Source organism: Lacihabitans sp. CCS-44 (assembly GCF_024343735.1).
GTDB lineage: Bacteria > Bacteroidota > Bacteroidia > Cytophagales > Spirosomataceae > Leadbetterella.
Genome location: NZ_RJUE01000057.1, coordinates 153,881 through 170,840, shown reverse-complemented (window position 1 = coordinate 170,840; position 16,960 = coordinate 153,881). Strand labels below are relative to the sequence as shown.

Sequence of the window (16,960 nt, the reverse complement as noted above, 5' to 3'; positions counted from 1 at the left end):
GCCGCTACATTCACGCAGTTTACAAACCACAGTAAATGCCGCCATGGAAAACGCTGGATTGGGCGGAAAAAGCTACACGGCTCATACTTTACGGCATAGTTTTGCAACTCATCTACTGGACGACGGGGTGGATTTACACACTATAAAAAGTCTTTTGGGTCACAGTAAAATCGAAACCACGATGGTTTATCTGCACCTGACCACTACCCGAAGGTCAACGTTGGTCTCGCCGCTCGACCGCCTGAAAAATGACTGAGGTAGCCCAAAAACTCCAGCAGGTGGTGTTTAACAAGGCAAGCAGAATGGTGAGTAATCAGTACAGCCGCAACATCTTCAAAAAACTGACCGATTGCCACACGGGCAATATGGGGGTGCATCACTACCGCTGTGAGAGTTCTGACTGTGGACATGAACGATACCAGTTTCATTCATGCGGAAACAGACATTGCCCTAACTGCGGAGGAACTAAACGTGACCAATGGATAGCCAACAAAGAAACAGAACTGCTACCTACTGCATACTACCACATTGTTTTCACTCTTCCACATGAGCTAAACGGTCTGATAATGGGCAACCGAGTGGCGATGTACAATCTGCTTTTTGAGTCCAGCAGCTATACGCTGCTCAAGCTCGGAGCCGACCCGAAGTTTCTGGGTGCTAGACCAGGGATAATAAGTGTGCTGCATACTTGGGGTCAAAACTTGAGTTTTCATCCACACATACACTGCATAGTGAGTGGTGGTGGCGAGAATAATGGCGAATGGGTGTCAGACAAGTCCCAAAACCAGAGCTATTTGTTTCCGAAGCCCATTATGCAGAAGATATACAAGGCGGTTTTTTTGAAAAACCTCAGAGCATTATTGGCATCAGGTAGCCTTCAGGTTGGTGAAACTGACACCACAAAGCTCATTGACGAAGTAGGCAAGAAACATTGGAATGTATATGCCAAACGCCCATTCAGTGGACCAAAAACGGTGCTAGAGTATCTTGGGCGTTACACGCATAAAACGGCCATAACACCGCACAGGATACTGGAAATCAACGAAAAAGAAGGAACTGTAACATTTAAATACAAAGACTACCGCTACCGAGGCACCGATGCCGAGCACAAAGAAATGACGATAAGCATTGATGAATTTATCAGGCGGTTTGAGCAGCACATATTGCCGTTCCGATACGTACGCATTCGTCATTTCGGTTATTTACAAAACCACGGCCGAGGCAAAAGGCTTAAAGAATTGTTTGAAAAACTCAATCTACCCGCACCACCCGCCAAGATGCGGATACCGGTGTATGTGACCATCAGAGAAAAGTACGGCATTGACATAAGAGTTTGTCCAAAATGCAAAGAACATCATCTGGAGTTGGTAGCCACGCATTACAGAAGTGGCGGAACGATTTCAATTGGAGAAAAACCCAAAAACAAAGCTTCGCCAATAGAGTTTTGAGGGTTCACACAACAGAAATAATAAAATAACTCAACTCATTCAATTCATTGGGTAAGGGAAGATTTATGCTTTTTTGAATAAAAAACGCAGCTTTTTAATAGAAAAACAAAAACGGAACTACAAAACCAGCTACTTATACACCTACAGACAATGCCGCTGAAATCTAATGAGTGTCTACTTTACGGACTTTGACACCGCACCAGTTTCGCCGAACACCAAATAGCAAAAAGACCCCAAATATAAAGGGGTCTTTAGTGGGGTCTTTCTTCTATTCTGCTAAATGTTGGCGGCTGCTTTTATTTTGTCAGTTGTCGCATTACCACTTTCGCAATTTCTTTTGAACTGAATGGATTTTGTCATGTTATCAAATTGCCGTCCACAAGCACTTTTGATGTCATTGGTATGAATGCTTTTTTGTAGTTTGACTTTCTCTTTTTCAGTTCTGCTTCAAGGTTGAAAGGCACTTCTTTTTTTCGTCTTGCTAAACTTTCTTCAAACCAATTAAATCCTGTAATTGTCTTGTCTTTGATTAAATATTCTCCGTTTGACAACTTCACATTTAAAAGTCCGCCAACTCCGTGACAAACTGCCGAAACTATTTTGTTGTTTTCGTAATGTTGTCTGATAATTTCTTGCAAAGTTGTGTCGTTAGGAAAGTCATACATAGTGCCGTGTCCGCCAGCCAAATAAACAACGTCAAATTGCTGTTCTGCAACTTCGCTCAAACTTTTTGTATGTTTCAGCAACTCTCTAAATGAACTGTCTGCCCAATAATTTTTGGTCATTTTATCCAATACCATTGGTTTTAGACTTTCGGGGTCAATAGGTGTGTTTCCACCTTTTGGACTTGCAATCGTTATATCATACCCTTGCTTTTTGGCAAGGTCGTAAATATGTGTCAGTTCGCTAAGCCACAAACCTGTTTCCAATTTACCGTTTTCATACATTGAAACGCTGGTAACTATAATTAAAATTTTCATCATCATTGTTTTTGTTCTTTTAAAATATGTGTAATGGCTTCCTGATAGGTTGTGATTTTGAAATCGGGAAATTGTTTTTTGAATTTATCGGAAATAAAAATGTTGTCATACTTGTATCGTGGCAAAAGTTCTTGCAATTCTTTTGCTTGTTTGTTGAACAAACTGCCCAACTTGAATTGCCACATTTTTATGACAGAATAATTAAGCTCTTTCTGGTAAATTTTTGAAGTAAGCTTTATCATTTCTTTGTAGGTAAACCTGTTGTCATCAGAAGGTAAGTGCCATGTTTGGTTATAGGCATTTCGCGTGTTTCCGATTAACGCCATTGCACGACTTGCGTCTGGTGTAAAAATTAAAGTCCTTTTTGTATTGTCTTTGATTGGAACTTTTAATTTTTTGCCTTGTTTGATGTTGTCAAAAATCAAAGTATTTGTTATGCTTTGCGTTTTTCCTGTTCCGTAAAATTCAGGTGCTCGGCAAATAACCGCTTCAATATTTTTTTTATTCATCTCGTCTAACAACATTGTTGCCATTTTTGCTCTCACGGTTGATTTTTGCCCAACAGGAACAAACGGACTTTCTTCGGTTTGCGGTTTGTTGTTTTTGGCATACATATAAGTATTGTCAAAAAATACCAACTTGGTTTTATGTTTTATACAGGCATCAATTACGTTTTTCATCATAATAGGAAATTGTTCTTCCCACATTTTAGCATTCATTGGTAAACCAACGGTTAGGTAAGCAATTTCGCTACCTGCAACGGCTTTGTCTGTTGCTTCTTTGTCCAATAAGTTTGCAGTAAACAGTTGGTCTGTTTCATTTATTTTTTTAGGATTTCTGCCTACCAACCGAATATCAGTTGTGTAATTTCTATGCAGTTCCTTTGCCAATTCGTCTGCTATTTGTCCGTTTGCTCCAAGTATTGTTTGCATATCTATTTCGTTTTGGTTGCAAAGGTCAAACTATTTGTAAGATGAAACAATGAACCCAAGTTAATAAATTCGTTTTCGTATTCTGCTCAATGCTTGCGGTGTAACACCAATGTAGGAAGCAATGTATTTCAGCGGAATTTGTTCTATAAGTTTTGGTTGTTCGCTGAATAAGTTTAGGTAACGTTGTTCGGCTGTGAGATTTAAAAGCGAAAGTTCCCGTTTTTGTTTTTTCAAAAATAATTCTTCGCTTGCTTGTCTGCCGATGATGTTTCCAAATTCTGTTTCGTTGTATATGGTTTGCAAGTCGTTGTATGTAAGTCGCAAAAGAGTAGTGTCCGTCAATGTTTCTATGTTATACGTTGATGGCTTTTGCGTTAAAAAAGAGTCGTAAGCACTTAAAAAACCGTTGCTGAAAACGATATTAAAAGTCAAGTCGTTTTCTTCTTTTGGAATATAAAATCGGGCAACTCCTTTTAGAATAAAATTGAGATAGTTTTCGGTTTGTCCTGCTTTCGTAAGAATTGTCTTTTTAGGAAAATCTTGTCTGACAAATTTCGACAAAATGATTTCCCAATCTTTTTCAGTCGGATTGTGTTCTGTCAGACGTGAATTGTCTTTTAAGTATGCTTTAAGTTCTTCCATTCTTGTCTATGCACACGGTTCGTTAAAGTTGCCGCCAACGAGTATGTTAACGAAACACATTTTCAGAGTTTCGTTAATATCGTTATTAAATTTTGATTGATTTTATTGTTAATGTGTTGCTAATGAGTGATTTGAGAAAACAGGGGAGTTTCGTTAATATTTTCATGTGCGTATTTGTGTTTTGATTTTTGTGTTTTACAAAATCAAATATATCGTCTAATGTTCTACTTTCCAACTATTCACTTGAGTTTTAATTTGTCCAAAGGACTAACTATTCGATCAAAGCCTTTGGTGGTTATATGGGTGTAGATTTCGGTAGTTTTGGAGCTTCAATAATCGAATAAAGATTAAAGACGTCTGAAGTCAGTTTCATTTTATATATAAAGACAATCTTTAGATCTAGTACGTAGGATTAAGTCATAGAAATTATGAAATTCGAACAGAAATTCGTCAAAATTGAACACAAAATCGTGAGCGGAACGCCGCCCGAATTGAGCACAAAATCGCCGACGGAACGCCGCCCGCTGTTCATCTCGACATCGCCGATGTTCATCTTGACATCGCCAATGTTGATGTTGACATTGCCAATGTTGATGTTGACATCGCCAATGTTTATCTTGACGGAGCCGATGTTGAGCTTGACATCGTCGATGTTGATGTTGACGGAGCCGATGTTGAGCTTGACATCGCCGATGTTGAACACAAAATCATGGATGTTGAACACAAAATCGCCGATGTTTAACACTAAATCGCCAATGAAGCATCGCCCTTGTTGAATCGGAAATGTGCTACCAAAAAACACCTCCTATAGAGCAAACGTAAATTCGACGAATTCGAGATCAAAATCGAGGAATTTGACATCAAATTCGTGGAATATGAGATCAGATTCGTGGAATCTGACATCAAACTCCTAGGCTACGATGTCAGATGAGGGTAATCCGACATCAAATTCAAGGAATCCAACATCAGATTCGGCTACTTTGCACACGCTTGGGGGGTAGTTTGATGTTAGATTCGAGGAATTCGACATCAAATTCATGGAATCTGAGAACATATTCGACACAAAGAGATAGCCCAAACGCACTCCAAACGATTCAGAAATGAGGAATATACCGTCGTCTCTGGCTTTCAACATAGATTTGTTGCCTATTCTTCGGTACGTGTATTTTCTGAACTAAATTGTCAGCGGGCGGCTGACATTTTCACAACGACAAAGCCACCAACTCTCCCGGATGGCCAACGGCTCCAACGGCTACTATGATGTACTGTTTGCCGTTTATGGAATAGGTCATCGGTACGCCTGTTTGGTTGGCAGGTAGGTTTATCTCTGAAATTATCTTCCCTGTGGCTTTATCATGGGCTCTAAAAACCTTGCCGCCACCGCCGTCAGAAGCATACAAGCCTGAGCCTTCACCAGCAAATAGTAGCGATTTGGTAAGCAACATGCCCACCCGCTCGGGAGAACCGGTTCTCGGTATCTTCAGCCCTTTGAGTGCCGGTATGTTCTTTACCCATTCGGGCGTGTCGGAGTTGGGTACCATCCATTGGTGTTCGCCTTTGTTGAGGTCTATTGCCGTTATTCTGCCATAGGGCGGCTTCACCAAGGGCAAGCCATAGGGCCCAATGCGTGAGGCACCCAAAAACGCCACATAATCCATGTCCCCAGCTCCTTTGGGTGCGGGTTCTATGCTCATGGGCCGCAAAACAGTACTCGAAGACACATATAAAACGCCTGTTTCGGGGTCAAAAACACCACCTTGCCAGTTGGCTCCGCCTACGGCGTCGGGTATCATCAAAGTACCCAGTTCTTTCGGTGGATTATATAGATTTACAGGCGTGTACAATGGCCCTTTGTGAAACTTGGCCGCAATCTTCTGGGCTTCTTTTTTTATTTCTGGCGTAAAATCCACCAGAATGTCGTCGGAATAACCTTGTCGGTCAAACGGAGCCGGCTTGGTGGGAAACGGCTGCGTAGGAGAGGTGATTTCGCCCGGTACTGTGCTTTTGGGTACAGGCTTTTCTTCTATTGGCCAAACTGGCTGCCCTGTAATTCTATCAAAAACAAAAGCAAAGGCCTGCTTGGTGACTTGCACCACGGCCTTTATAGGTTTTCCATCTACATTAATGTCAGCCAAAATGGGGGGAGCGGGCAAGTCATAATCCCAAATGTCGTGATGCACCAACTGATAATGCCAGACCCTTTCGCCAGTTTTGGCATTGAGGCAAACCAAACTCTGCGAAAACAGATTGTCTCCTGGACGATGACCGCCATAAAAATCGCCCGTAGGAGCTTCTATCGGCAGATATACATAGCCCAAGTCTGGGTCGGCGGTAAGGGGAGCCCATGCTCCGGCATTGCCCGTGTATTTCCAGCTTTCCGCTTTCCAAGTGTCGTTTCCTGCCTCGCCAGCCTGCGGAATGGTGTGGAAAGTCCAGATTTTTTTGCCTGTTTTTATGTCATAGCCCAAAATATCGCCTCGTACCTGACTTTTAGAGGTAGGAGCCAGTCCAACAGGAAAACTCGAACCTATCACGATAACATCATTCACGATAATGGGCGGTGAGGTAGAGCCAATGGTGGAGGTCAGGGGATCTATTTGGCTGTCCAAACCTTTTTTTAAATCCACAATGCCATTTTCACCAAAATCATTTACCAAATGACCTGTTTTGGCATCCAAAGCCACGAGCTGAAAACTGGGCGATACAAACACAATCTTGTCTAGACCGTTTACTTTGTCTTCCCAATAGGCCACGCCTCGGCCAGAGTTTTGCCTAGGCACGTAGGCTTTTCGTTCTTTTTCGTCAAGTCTAAAGGTCCAAAGTGTTTCGCCAGTTTCGCCATCTATGGCTGCCACACTTCTGCTCAAGCCCGCCGTGGTGTACACTATACCTTTGACCATCAGGGGTGTAGATTTAAAATAAAACTCAGGATTTGGGCCAAAATTGTCGGTTTTCCACCGCCAAGCTATTTTCATTTGACTTACGTTGCTTTCATTTATTTGGTCAAGCGGCGAATAGTTGGTGCTCGCAAAATCTCCCCGATGCTGTTTCCAATCTGCTTCTATGGTTTTGGGCCTGGTGTTTACGAGGGCAGGCTTGAAACCCATACTCACCCGCGACGGCGGAGCCATGCCCATCATAATTTTCTCCGAAGGATTCCTAAAGCTCAAAGGTTTTTCACCAGCCGGAAATCCGTTGGCGTTCAAAATGAATGCGATGAGTGCAGTATATGTTTTTTCGTCGAATGAGTTGGGTTGTGTTTTGGGCATGGTGGTTTTGGTATAAACATACAATTCCCTTAGGGTTTTGTTTTTCCATTTGCTTTGAAATCTCTCGCCCACCAAAGCCGTTCCGCCCTCGCTTCCTCTCAAATCTCTTCCGTGGCAAGCTGCACAGTTGTTGGCATATATTTCTGAGATAGCCGCCACCTGTTCGGTACTAAAGACGCCATTCAGAGCCGTTGGCAATTCGGGTTTTGTAGCAACTTTGACTTGTGAAAAGGCGATGATTTTGGCCAAAAACAAACAAAGGAACAGCATTATAGATCTCTTCATAGCAAGATTAGAGTTTGAACGTTTTCCAAAAATAGTAATAATGTCTGTGAATTGAAATGATTTATTTCGTTCTAAATAGCTCATGAATAATTTCATCAATTGAACTTAGCTTCAATTATTTGTTAAAGTTCATTTCCAAAATACTGTCATCCGACTAAAAATATTAATAAAATAATGATTCCTTATATCGCTCAGCACTGTTTGAACGCGGTCAAAATTCTGGTCTAGAATTTTTATTTTAACTAGTAGATATACAGAATTTTGACTGCGTGAGTTTGCTGATCGGACCGCCGATGCGGTGCAGTTTTTTTTGGTTCGTTTTTTCGACTGGGCCGGCAACCCGGAAAAAATGAACGCCTAGGCGGCAGCCGACACAAAGTTTAGATTGTAGGTGTTTTTTGAAAAACAAAAAAATAGGCCTTGAATGTTATTTAAGTTAGCTGTTTTTATCATTATTGTTTTTAGTCGGATGCCAGTATTTCCAAAATCACAAAAAGGATACTTTTTGCACGAAAAACATTTTCTAGGTTTATCATTCCGTAACAATAAATTTTATAAACCGAAAAAGTACCATATTTTGGCATTATATCAATAGTAAACAGGATTAAGTTTATATAATTTTGCTTTCTCAATCTATTCCTTGAATCTATGACTGACCCTATACTTATCATGCTCATCGGAATGTCCATCGTTGTGGGTGGCATTATAAAATTTAAGTTACATCCGGTACTTTCTTTGCTTTTAGCAGCTATAGCGGTGGCATTACTAACGCCAGTGGAATCTGTAGAGCAATTTTTTATTTCAAAAGGCGGTTTGGAGGCCGACGCCTTAAAAGCCGCCCACAAAAGTATTGGAGAGCGAATAGGGATAGAATTTGGCAATACTTGTGCTAAAATTGGTATTTTGATAGCCATGGCGGCCATCATAGGCAAAGCGATGCTCGACAGTGGTGCAGCCGAGAAGATTATCCGAGCCATGCTCAAAGTTACGGGCGAAAAAAATGCCCCTATCGGTTTTATTCTAAGTAGCTTTTTCCTGACGATTCCCGTTTTTGTAGATACCGTTATTTTCTTGATGATGCCGCTGGCCAAAGCCATGGGAATGCGATTAAAGAAAAATTATCTGCTTTTAGCACTTTCTGTAATTGCCGGAGCAGTGATGGCCAACTCTTATGTGCCGCCATCGCCTGGACCTTTGTATTTGATAACTGCCATGAACGTACCTATTGGCCTCATGATGGTTTGCGGCTCACTTCTTGGACTTTGTACCATCACAGTTGGTTATTTGATAGCAGTTTATCTGAATAAGAAATTTGATATTCCACTTCGAGATTCGCCCGATGCTCGTTTAGAAGACATAAAAGCCATTGCCGAAAAAGACGATAAAGAATTGCCTGCTTTGGGCTGGGCTTTACTACCCGCTCTGTTTCCTTTGGTTACTATTTGTATTCGTTCAGGTGTGGAGGCTTTTCACAAATCTGATGCACCACTAACAAGTTTTTCTATCATCAATAGCTTAATAGATTTCGTTTTATTCTTTGGAGATAAAAACATTGCCATATTGATGGGGGCTATTTTTGCATTGTTGGTTTTAGCCAGTCAGAAAAAAACTACCAAAGAGAAGCTAACCGCATTTGTAGGGACAGCTTTAATGAGCGGCGGAGGAATTATTTTAATTACAGCAGCAGGAGGTGCTTTTGGCGGAATGTTGCAGCAAACAGGTATCAGTAGCCGCATTGCCGATTTGACAAAAGACTACCAAATGGCTTTGATTCCTTTGGCGTTTTTTATCACGATGGTGGTGCGTACGGCTCAAGGCTCAGCAACGGTGGCCTTGATAACTGCTTCAGGCATTTTGGCAGGAATGGCTCAAAATGCAAACTTAGGTTTTCATCCAGTTTATTTATGTTTGGCCATCGGAAGCGGTGCAAAACTAATTCCGTGGATGAACGACGCAGGTTTTTGGATTATGTGTAAAACCTCTAACTTAACTGAGCAAGAAGCCCTAAAAACTATAGCCCCAATGCAAAGTTTAATGGGTCTGGCTGGGGTAATACTGACAATGATAGCTGCTTGGATTTTTCCGATGGTGTAAAGCCCCCTGACCCCCAAAGGGGGGATTTTAAACAGATAATTATGAATTTTAATACTCAATCAAATAATACTCAAACTCCCCCATCGGGGGTCGGGGGGCTTGTAATAAAAACAAACCCAAACGACAACGTAGCCATCGTAGCAAATCCAACAGGTTTGAAACGAGGTGCTATTGTATTGAATTCAATTGTTCTTGAAGAAGATATTCCGATGGGGCATAAAGTGGCTTTGCAAACTTTGAATGAGGGTTGTGAAGTGGTTCGCTACGGTCAAGTGATTGGCTATGCAAATAAAAACATTGAAAAAGGAAGTTGGATTAACGAAGGCAATTTAACAATGCCACAGCCCCCAAACTTAGAAGAAATTAAATACAGCCCCCTAACCCCCAATGGGGGAACTAAATCAGTTCTAAAAACTCCCCCATCGGGGGGCGGGGGGGCTCTTTTTCAGGGCTATAAAAACTCCGATGGAAGTGTAGGTACAAAGAACATTTTGGGCATAACTACAAGTGTTCAATGCGTGGCTGGCATTACAAATTTTATTGAAAACAAAATAAGAAAAGAGCTTTTACCACTATACCCAAATGTGGATGATGTGGTGGTTTTTAATCATAGTTATGGGTGCGGCATTGCGATTGATGCACCAGCCGCGATGATTCCGATTCGTACCATCAAGCACATCGCCCAAAACCCAAATTTTGGCGGTGAAATTATGATTATTGGTTTGGGTTGTGAGAAATTGAGGCCTGAAAGACTAGCCCCCCAACCCCCAGTGGGGGAGAATTTAGCACCCCCTTTGGGGGCGGGGGGGGCTTCTATTCTCTATCTCCAAGATGAATCTTTCGAGGGTTTCTACGAAATGGTGGACGGAATCATGGAAATGGCTGAAAGACATCTTAAAAAACTCAATCAGCGAAAAAGAGAAACTTGCTCGGTGGCTGATTTGGTGGTGGGAATGCAATGCGGAGGAAGCGACGCTTTTTCGGGTTTGACAGGAAATCCAGTTTCAGGTTTTGCCGCTGACTTGATTGTAAAAGCAGGTGGAACGGTGTTTTTCTCAGAAGTTACCGAAGTCCGTGATGCTGTACATTTGCTCGTTCCTCGCTGTGAAAGTGAAGAAGTTGCACAAAAACTCAAAGAGGAAATGGCATGGTACGATAATTATTTAAATCAAGGCAAAGCCGATAGAAGTGCCAACACAACCCCAGGAAATAAAGGCGGTGGATTGAGTAATATTGTAGAAAAAGCCCTCGGTTCGGTCGTGAAATCTGGTACAAGTCCGATTGTAGATGTGATTTCACCAGGGGAAAAGATTCGTAAAAAAGGATTGAATTTTGTGGCAACGCCCGCCAGTGATTTTGTCTGCGGAACACTCCAATTGGCGGCTGGAATGAATATGCACGTTTTTATCACAGGTCGAGGCACACCTTATGGTTTAAATATGGTTCCTGTCATAAAAGTAAGTTCAAACACAAAACTCGCCAACCGATGGCACGATTTAATAGATTTTGATGCTGGCCCAGTGGCTTTCGGACAAAAAACTATCGAAGAAATGGGCTGGGAATTGTTCCACCTAATTCTCGAAATTGCGAGTGGAAACCAAAAAGTGGCAACTGATAAACTGGGGCTTTATAATGATTTGGTTTTGTTTAATCCTGGACCTTTGACGTAATTGGTTATTGGTATACTGGTTACTAGTTACTAGTTACTGGTGTATTGGTTATTGTGTACTGGTTACTGTCAGATTATGTGGTGGGAAAAATGAAAGATAAATTAAAGAAACGGCGAATAATAAATTAACACATATGATAAAGAATTTCACAGACTTAGAGGTTTATAAAGAATCTCGACAATTACGAATTAGTATTTCAGTTCTGGTTAAAACTAAATTTCCAATTGAAGAAAAATACAAATTAGCCGACCAAGTACTAAGAAGTTCAAGAAGCTTAACAGCCAATTTAGCTGAAGGATTTGGTAGATTTTATTATAAAGAGAATATTCAGTATTGCCGTATTTCAAGAGGTTCATTGAACGAAACCTTAGAACATTTAATTACAGCATTTGATGAGAAATATATGAATGAAGATGAATTAATGAATTTTAAAACAAAAATTGACTCATGTGGGAGGTTACTCAACGGATACATTAATCACCTAAGAAAAACTCAAAAACCTAGAGAAGAGGATTAGGTAATTTTAGTTATTAGTTACTGGTAAATTGGTGATTGGTTTAAATGTTACTGACAAATAGATATTTTCTATTTCAAGTGTTAGATCTAGCCAATTTCCAGTCACCAGTTTACAAGTAACTAATCCACCAGAACCAATAACCAATAACCAGTCACCAATAACCAGTCACCAATAACCAGTCACCAATAACCAGTCACCCTTATTAACAAAATGCAACACTTTCCAAAAATCAAAGAATTCCATATCACACCCATTGCGGTGGTAGACCCTCCATTGCTCAATGCCGCTGGGCTTCATGCACCTTATGCTTTGCGAACAGTGGTAGAACTCGTAACCGAAGATGGTATAAGTGGCGTAAGCGAAATACCGGGCAATATCGAAATAGATAAAGCCCTCGAAAAAAGCCGACGGTTTGTAATAGGCCAAGACCCATTTCAACTGAATCAAATTCGGGATATTCTGTCCGCAAATTTCGATTCGGAAGATACCATCAAAAGAGGCGATACTCCTTGGGACCAACGTACTTTAGTCCATATTTTTAGCTCGATTGAGGTAGCTTGTTTGGATATTGTCGGTAAAATTATCAATCGTCCAGTAGTGGATTTATTGGGTGGCAAACGCCGTGACCGAGTGCCATTTTCGGCTTACCTTTTTTATAAATACGAAGGTGCTGGTGGCGAACTGGCATTCGGAACAAACCCCAACGCCACAGGTTGGGATGCTGCTCGACAAGCAAGTGCTTTGAACCCTACAGAGATTGTTGCCCAAGCAAAAGCCATGTGCAAAGAGTTTGGTTTTCAGTCGATTAAACTAAAAGGCGGCGTTTTTGAACCACGCCAAGAAGTAGATGCGATTTTTGCTCTATATGAAGCTTTTGGAAAAGATACACCTCTAAGAATTGACCCAAATGCCCTTTGGACAGTAGAAACTTCTATCAAGTACGGTAAAGAAATGGAAGGCGTTTTGGAATATTTAGAAGACCCATGTCGTGGTCAAGAAAACATGGCTGCAGTAAGAAAAGCCTTGAAAACGCCACTGGCGACCAATATGTGTACGACTTCGTTTGAAGATATTCCAAGAAGTATTCAATTAGGTGCGGAAGATATTATTTTATCCGACCATCATTTTTGGGGAGGCTTGCAGTCGTCAATGACTTTGGCGGGCGTTTGTCAGACTTTCGGGCGAGATTTATCTATGCACTCTAATTCTCATTTGGGTATTTCGTTGGCGGCAATGGTACATTTAGGAGCAGCCATCCCAAATTTTAGCTATGCTCTTGATACGCATTATCCGTGGCAATCTGACGAAATTATCGTTGGCGGACGCATGAAATTTGAAGACGGAGCAGTTGAAGTTCCGAAAGGCCCAGGTCTCGGTGTAGAACTCGACCGAGTAGCTTTAGCAAAACTGCACGAAAACTATAAAATGTGCGGTCTAACCAAACGGAATGACGAAATAGAAATGCAAAAAGTACAACCAGACTGGAAATTTAAAGCAACGAGGTGGTAGCCCCCCTGCCCCCAATGGGGGAGTTTATAGGGCGGGTTTATCAAAAAAATAGATGTTCATTTTTTAATTATTAAACTTTAATTTAATTCCCCCAATGGGGGTCAGGGGGCTTATGGAACTATCAAAAATCAAATCATCGCTCGAAGACGGGCTTCTTTCTTTTCCAATCACCGATTTTGATGAAAACGGTGAGTTTAATGCCAAGACCTTCGCTGACCGTGTAGAATGGTTTGTGAGCCATGATGTATCATCGGTATTTGTAGCAGGTGGAACTGGTGAGTTTTTCTCAATTACAGCGGCAGAATATGAGCAGATTGTAAATATTTCAGTCAAAGTTGTGGCCGAACGAGTGCCTGTAATAGCGAGTGCAGGGAAAAGTGTTGCCGAGGCAAAAATATTTACAAAAATTGCTGAAAAAGCAGGCATCCATGCCATTTTACTTTTTCCACCGTATCTGACCGAATGCCCCCAAGATGGCGTGTATGAATATGCCAAAGCCATCATGCAAAACACCTCATTGCCAGTCATTTATTATAATCGAGGCAATGGCGTTTTATCGGCAGATTATATAAAAAAATTGGCCGATGCTTGCCCGAATTTCATTGGTTTGAAAGACGGCACAGGCAATATGCAAGACCTCAACGATACCATCAAAACAGTTGGCAAACGACTTTCATACATTGGTGGAGTGCCTACGGCTGAAATTATTGCGGAGGCTTATTTGTCAATTGGTGTAAATACGTATTCATCGGCAGCTTTCAATTTTGTACCAGAATTGGCCAATAAATTCTATAAAGCTTTACGTGCAGGCGATAAAACGACGGTGGACGAAATCACGAAGAAGTTTTATATTCCTTTAGTCCGATTGCGTGGCAAAAAGAATGGTTATGCCGTAAGTTTAATCAAAGCAGGGGCAAAGTTGATTGGTAAAAGTGCCGGTGATGTACGTCCGCCACTTACGATGCCGACAGATGCTGAGGTTGATGAGTTGAAAAAGATTATTGATCAGAGTAGATAAAATAAAGATAAACCAAACACAGATAATAATAAAAGCCTCTTGAGATTAATCAAGAGGCTTTTTGGCAGAGAGGAAGAGATTCGAACCTGCTATAATTTGTAATAAAATACCGGTTAAATGTGCTTTATTATTACATTTAAGCCATATATTTGACCTATATTATCTCAATTAATTACAAAGTGTGGGGATAATGTGGGGATAGTATAAATTTCTAGAAATATAAAACATGGCATCATTAAGTTTTAGAATCAAAGGGAAAGGGGAGGTTGTACCAATCTTAGTTAGGTTTAGACCCTCAAGAGACACAGAGTTCTCAGCTGTGACACCATTTACCATAAAGCCTGAAAATTGGGACTCAGCGACAGGGTTTCCTGTCGAAAAGAAAACATCATTATTATCTCTAAAATCTAATCTATGGAAAATAAAAACAAGCATTCTTGAAAAATTCAAAGTGGACAGTGGTAAGATTAGAATTGATAAGGCTTGGCTTGAGGATGTTATTTCTTACAAGCCCGAAACCGAGATAAAAAGATCTGGGCCGTCTTCTGACTTAGTTGAATACTTTGACTTTTTTCTTAGTAAAAAGAAGCTTGAACTGACGTTAAGGTCTTACCAAAAGTATAGTGTAATAAAAGGGAATGTTATAAAATATGAGAACATAACAGGAGAGAAGCTAAAAGTGTCGGATGTTGGATTTGTATTTGCTGAGAAATATAAGAATATCATGTTGTCTAAAGGATATTCACCAAACACAGTTGAAAGGTCGATTATTTTCGTAAAGACCGTTTGTCGACATGCAAATAAACATGGACTAACACTCAGTAAAGATTTTATGGACATAAAGGTTCAAAGTCATAAAGTTACTTGGCCCTATTTAAGCTTTGATGAGATTGAGGCGATTGAAAATGCCATATATCCACACGATTATTTGCAAAATGCAGCTGATTGGCTGGTAATTAGTTGCAATACAGGGCAAAGAGTTTCTGATTTTATGAAATTTAGGAGGAAGGATTTGTTTATGGATATTGATAAAGATATTTCCATAAAAATGTTAGATATTACACAAAAGAAGACTGAGGTTCAAGTCCACGTACCAATTTTGCCAGCTGTTGAGCGAATTCTTGCTAAGAGAAACGGAGACTTTCCTCGACCAATTTCAGCTCAAAAGTATAATTTATATATCAAAGAAGTTTGTAAAATTGCTGGGCTAAACGAAAAAATAAGTGGTGCTATACGAGACCCAGTCACAGGAAAAAATATTGAAGGCGTGTTTCATAAATATGAATTGGTGTCATCACATATTGGAAGAAGGTCATTTGCTACCAATTATTATCTAAAAGGCAAATTTGATCTGAGGAATATGATGGAAATTACAGGACACACTACTGAGAAAGCCTTTTTGCAATACATCGGAAAGAAAAATAAAAGTGGTGCCAGAGGATTTTACCATAGCTATCTAGAACAGTTTGGTTCTTTGTAATTTAGAGCCATACTTTTGTTTTAGGGCTTGAATTCGGAAGCTTTGTAGTAAAGCAGTGTTTATTCTTTTGAATCTTTCTGTAAATCTTGGGTATTTATTTTTACAAAGGTCGTTTTCAAGAATTTGATAAACAATTTTACCTTCGGTCGAATTTAGTAGGTCATTTCCATTAAAAACGATCAATTCTTCTTCATCGCTAAGATATAAATAAATTTCGGTGCCTGGGTTTAGCAAGTAGGTATTTTGGTATTCTATCTTTACTACCTCCAAGCTAGATAGGTTTGAGATCCTAATTTCTTTTTCAAGAGTGTTTGTATCTTCATTTATTACTTTTAAGCTGCCTATTTTAAGCCTAAACATAATACTCATCATGAGTTCCTCGAATAAAGATAAAGTGAAGCTTTGATAGGTGACAAATTTTTGATTAGCATATTCTAGTAATTGGTCTTTATCCGCTAGTGTGCTTTTCGTTGCTCTTAACTCTTGTGTTAATACTTCATTCTTTGATATTAGCTCAAAATAGGAGCTTTCGGTTATTTCACTTGAGCTCGATTTGAAAACGATTATATCTTTTAAATCTACCTGAAGAGCTTTGGCGATACTTTCTATTTGTTCAATAGATAGTTTATTTCCTCTTTTTTCCAGTCTACTATAGCTTGACTGGTCTAGATTCATCCTATTTGCCATTTCCTGTTGAGAGATACTGTGCTTCTCTCTCAAGCTTTTTATGTTGTTTTTAATATCCATAATGCAAATATAGCAAATATTTTAAAAAAAATATTGTTAATGATTGTTAATGAATGTAAATATAATCATTTTTATATGCACATTTGTGCATAAATAAAAAAACAAAAATGAACTTATCAGCATTGTTCTCTCAAGAAATGGAGAATGTTATGTTAGAAACCTTTAAAAAAATTATAAAAGAAGCGGCTATTCAGCTCGCTGAGGAAAACTCCAAGCCATTAAGCCGAAAAGAAGCTGCTAGGTTTTTGGGAGTAGACGAAAGTAGTCTCAATAGGTATGAGCTTCAAGGAATCTTGAAGTTCCATTATCTAGGTGGGAAGAAATTGTATCTGAAGTCAGAATTGATTTCAGCCATAATTCAAAGCTGAG

General features: G+C 40.1%; 16 protein-coding genes. 9 read left to right on the top strand and 7 right to left on the bottom strand.

What is annotated here, in order from left to right:
• Both EGI26_RS12495 and EGI26_RS12490 read left to right on the top strand, forming a co-directional pair.
• A partial coding sequence (locus tag EGI26_RS12495) for a tyrosine-type recombinase/integrase (RefSeq protein ID WP_255078766.1) occupies positions 1-256 on the top strand: 256 nt, incomplete at its 5' end.
• Entirely contained in the window at positions 249-1,448 is a 1,200-nt protein-coding gene (locus tag EGI26_RS12490; protein ID WP_255078764.1) for an IS91 family transposase, read from the top strand. The genes EGI26_RS12495 and EGI26_RS12490, both read left to right, overlap by 8 nt.
• 356 nt (positions 1,449-1,804) lie before the next feature.
• Here EGI26_RS12490 and EGI26_RS12485 read toward each other — a convergent pair whose 3' ends face one another.
• From EGI26_RS12485 to EGI26_RS12460, 6 genes are all read right to left on the bottom strand, one after another.
• On the bottom strand, positions 1,805-2,434 hold the full coding sequence (locus EGI26_RS12485; RefSeq protein WP_255078763.1) for a type 1 glutamine amidotransferase domain-containing protein: 630 nt from the start codon (positions 2,432-2,434) through the stop codon (positions 1,805-1,807).
• The gene (locus EGI26_RS12480; protein ID WP_255078762.1) at positions 2,431-3,360 is read right to left on the bottom strand and encodes an NAD-dependent epimerase/dehydratase family protein; all 930 of its coding nucleotides are present in this window, start codon (positions 3,358-3,360) and stop codon (positions 2,431-2,433) included. The genes EGI26_RS12485 and EGI26_RS12480 overlap by 4 nt, the downstream gene beginning before the upstream one ends.
• A 60-nt stretch (positions 3,361-3,420) precedes the next feature.
• Positions 3,421-4,002: a Crp/Fnr family transcriptional regulator gene (locus EGI26_RS12475; protein ID WP_255078761.1), complete on the bottom strand. Its 582-nt coding sequence runs from the start codon at positions 4,000-4,002 to the stop codon at positions 3,421-3,423.
• A gap of 412 nt (positions 4,003-4,414) precedes the next feature.
• On the bottom strand, positions 4,415-4,804 hold the full coding sequence (locus EGI26_RS12470) for a hypothetical protein (RefSeq protein WP_255078758.1): 390 nt from the start codon (positions 4,802-4,804) through the stop codon (positions 4,415-4,417).
• Between the two features lie 108 nt (positions 4,805-4,912).
• Positions 4,913-5,137 carry a hypothetical protein gene (locus EGI26_RS12465; protein ID WP_255078755.1) on the bottom strand — a complete coding sequence of 75 codons (225 nt, stop codon included), beginning with the start codon at positions 5,135-5,137 and terminating at the stop codon, positions 4,913-4,915.
• Between the two features lie 67 nt (positions 5,138-5,204).
• The gene (locus tag EGI26_RS12460) at positions 5,205-7,556 is read right to left on the bottom strand and encodes a PQQ-binding-like beta-propeller repeat protein (protein ID WP_255078753.1); all 2,352 of its coding nucleotides are present in this window, start codon (positions 7,554-7,556) and stop codon (positions 5,205-5,207) included.
• Positions 7,557-8,204: 648 nt separating this feature from the next.
• Here EGI26_RS12460 and EGI26_RS12455 point away from each other — a divergent pair.
• From EGI26_RS12455 to EGI26_RS12430, 6 genes are all read left to right on the top strand, one after another.
• Complete coding sequence (locus EGI26_RS12455) at positions 8,205-9,650, top strand: GntP family permease (protein ID WP_255078752.1); 1,446 nt, start codon at positions 8,205-8,207, stop codon at positions 9,648-9,650.
• 41 nt (positions 9,651-9,691) lie between these two features.
• A complete protein-coding gene (gene garD, locus EGI26_RS12450) occupies positions 9,692-11,320 on the top strand; it encodes a galactarate dehydratase (protein ID WP_255078750.1) in 1,629 nt (542 codons plus the stop codon).
• Positions 11,321-11,453: 133 nt separating this feature from the next.
• Complete coding sequence (locus tag EGI26_RS12445) at positions 11,454-11,837, top strand: four helix bundle protein (RefSeq protein ID WP_255078747.1); 384 nt, start codon at positions 11,454-11,456, stop codon at positions 11,835-11,837.
• Positions 11,838-12,047: 210 nt separating this feature from the next.
• Complete coding sequence (locus tag EGI26_RS12440) at positions 12,048-13,346, top strand: glucarate dehydratase family protein (RefSeq protein WP_255078746.1); 1,299 nt, start codon at positions 12,048-12,050, stop codon at positions 13,344-13,346.
• 112 nt (positions 13,347-13,458) lie between these two features.
• Positions 13,459-14,364 carry a 5-dehydro-4-deoxyglucarate dehydratase gene (gene kdgD, locus EGI26_RS12435; protein ID WP_255078745.1) on the top strand — a complete coding sequence of 302 codons (906 nt, stop codon included), beginning with the start codon at positions 13,459-13,461 and terminating at the stop codon, positions 14,362-14,364.
• Positions 14,365-14,590: 226 nt separating this feature from the next.
• On the top strand, positions 14,591-15,844 hold the full coding sequence (locus EGI26_RS12430; RefSeq protein WP_255078744.1) for a site-specific integrase: 1,254 nt from the start codon (positions 14,591-14,593) through the stop codon (positions 15,842-15,844).
• Here EGI26_RS12430 and EGI26_RS12425 read toward each other — a convergent pair.
• Positions 15,821-16,591, bottom strand: coding sequence for a helix-turn-helix domain-containing protein (locus tag EGI26_RS12425; RefSeq protein WP_255078743.1), 771 nt, complete (start codon positions 16,589-16,591; stop codon positions 15,821-15,823). The genes EGI26_RS12430 and EGI26_RS12425 overlap by 24 nt on opposite strands.
• A 107-nt stretch (positions 16,592-16,698) precedes the next feature.
• Between EGI26_RS12425 and EGI26_RS12420 the strand changes: the two genes are divergently transcribed.
• A complete protein-coding gene (locus tag EGI26_RS12420; protein ID WP_255078742.1) occupies positions 16,699-16,959 on the top strand; it encodes a helix-turn-helix domain-containing protein in 261 nt (86 codons plus the stop codon).
• Position 16,960: the final 1 nt, after the last annotated feature.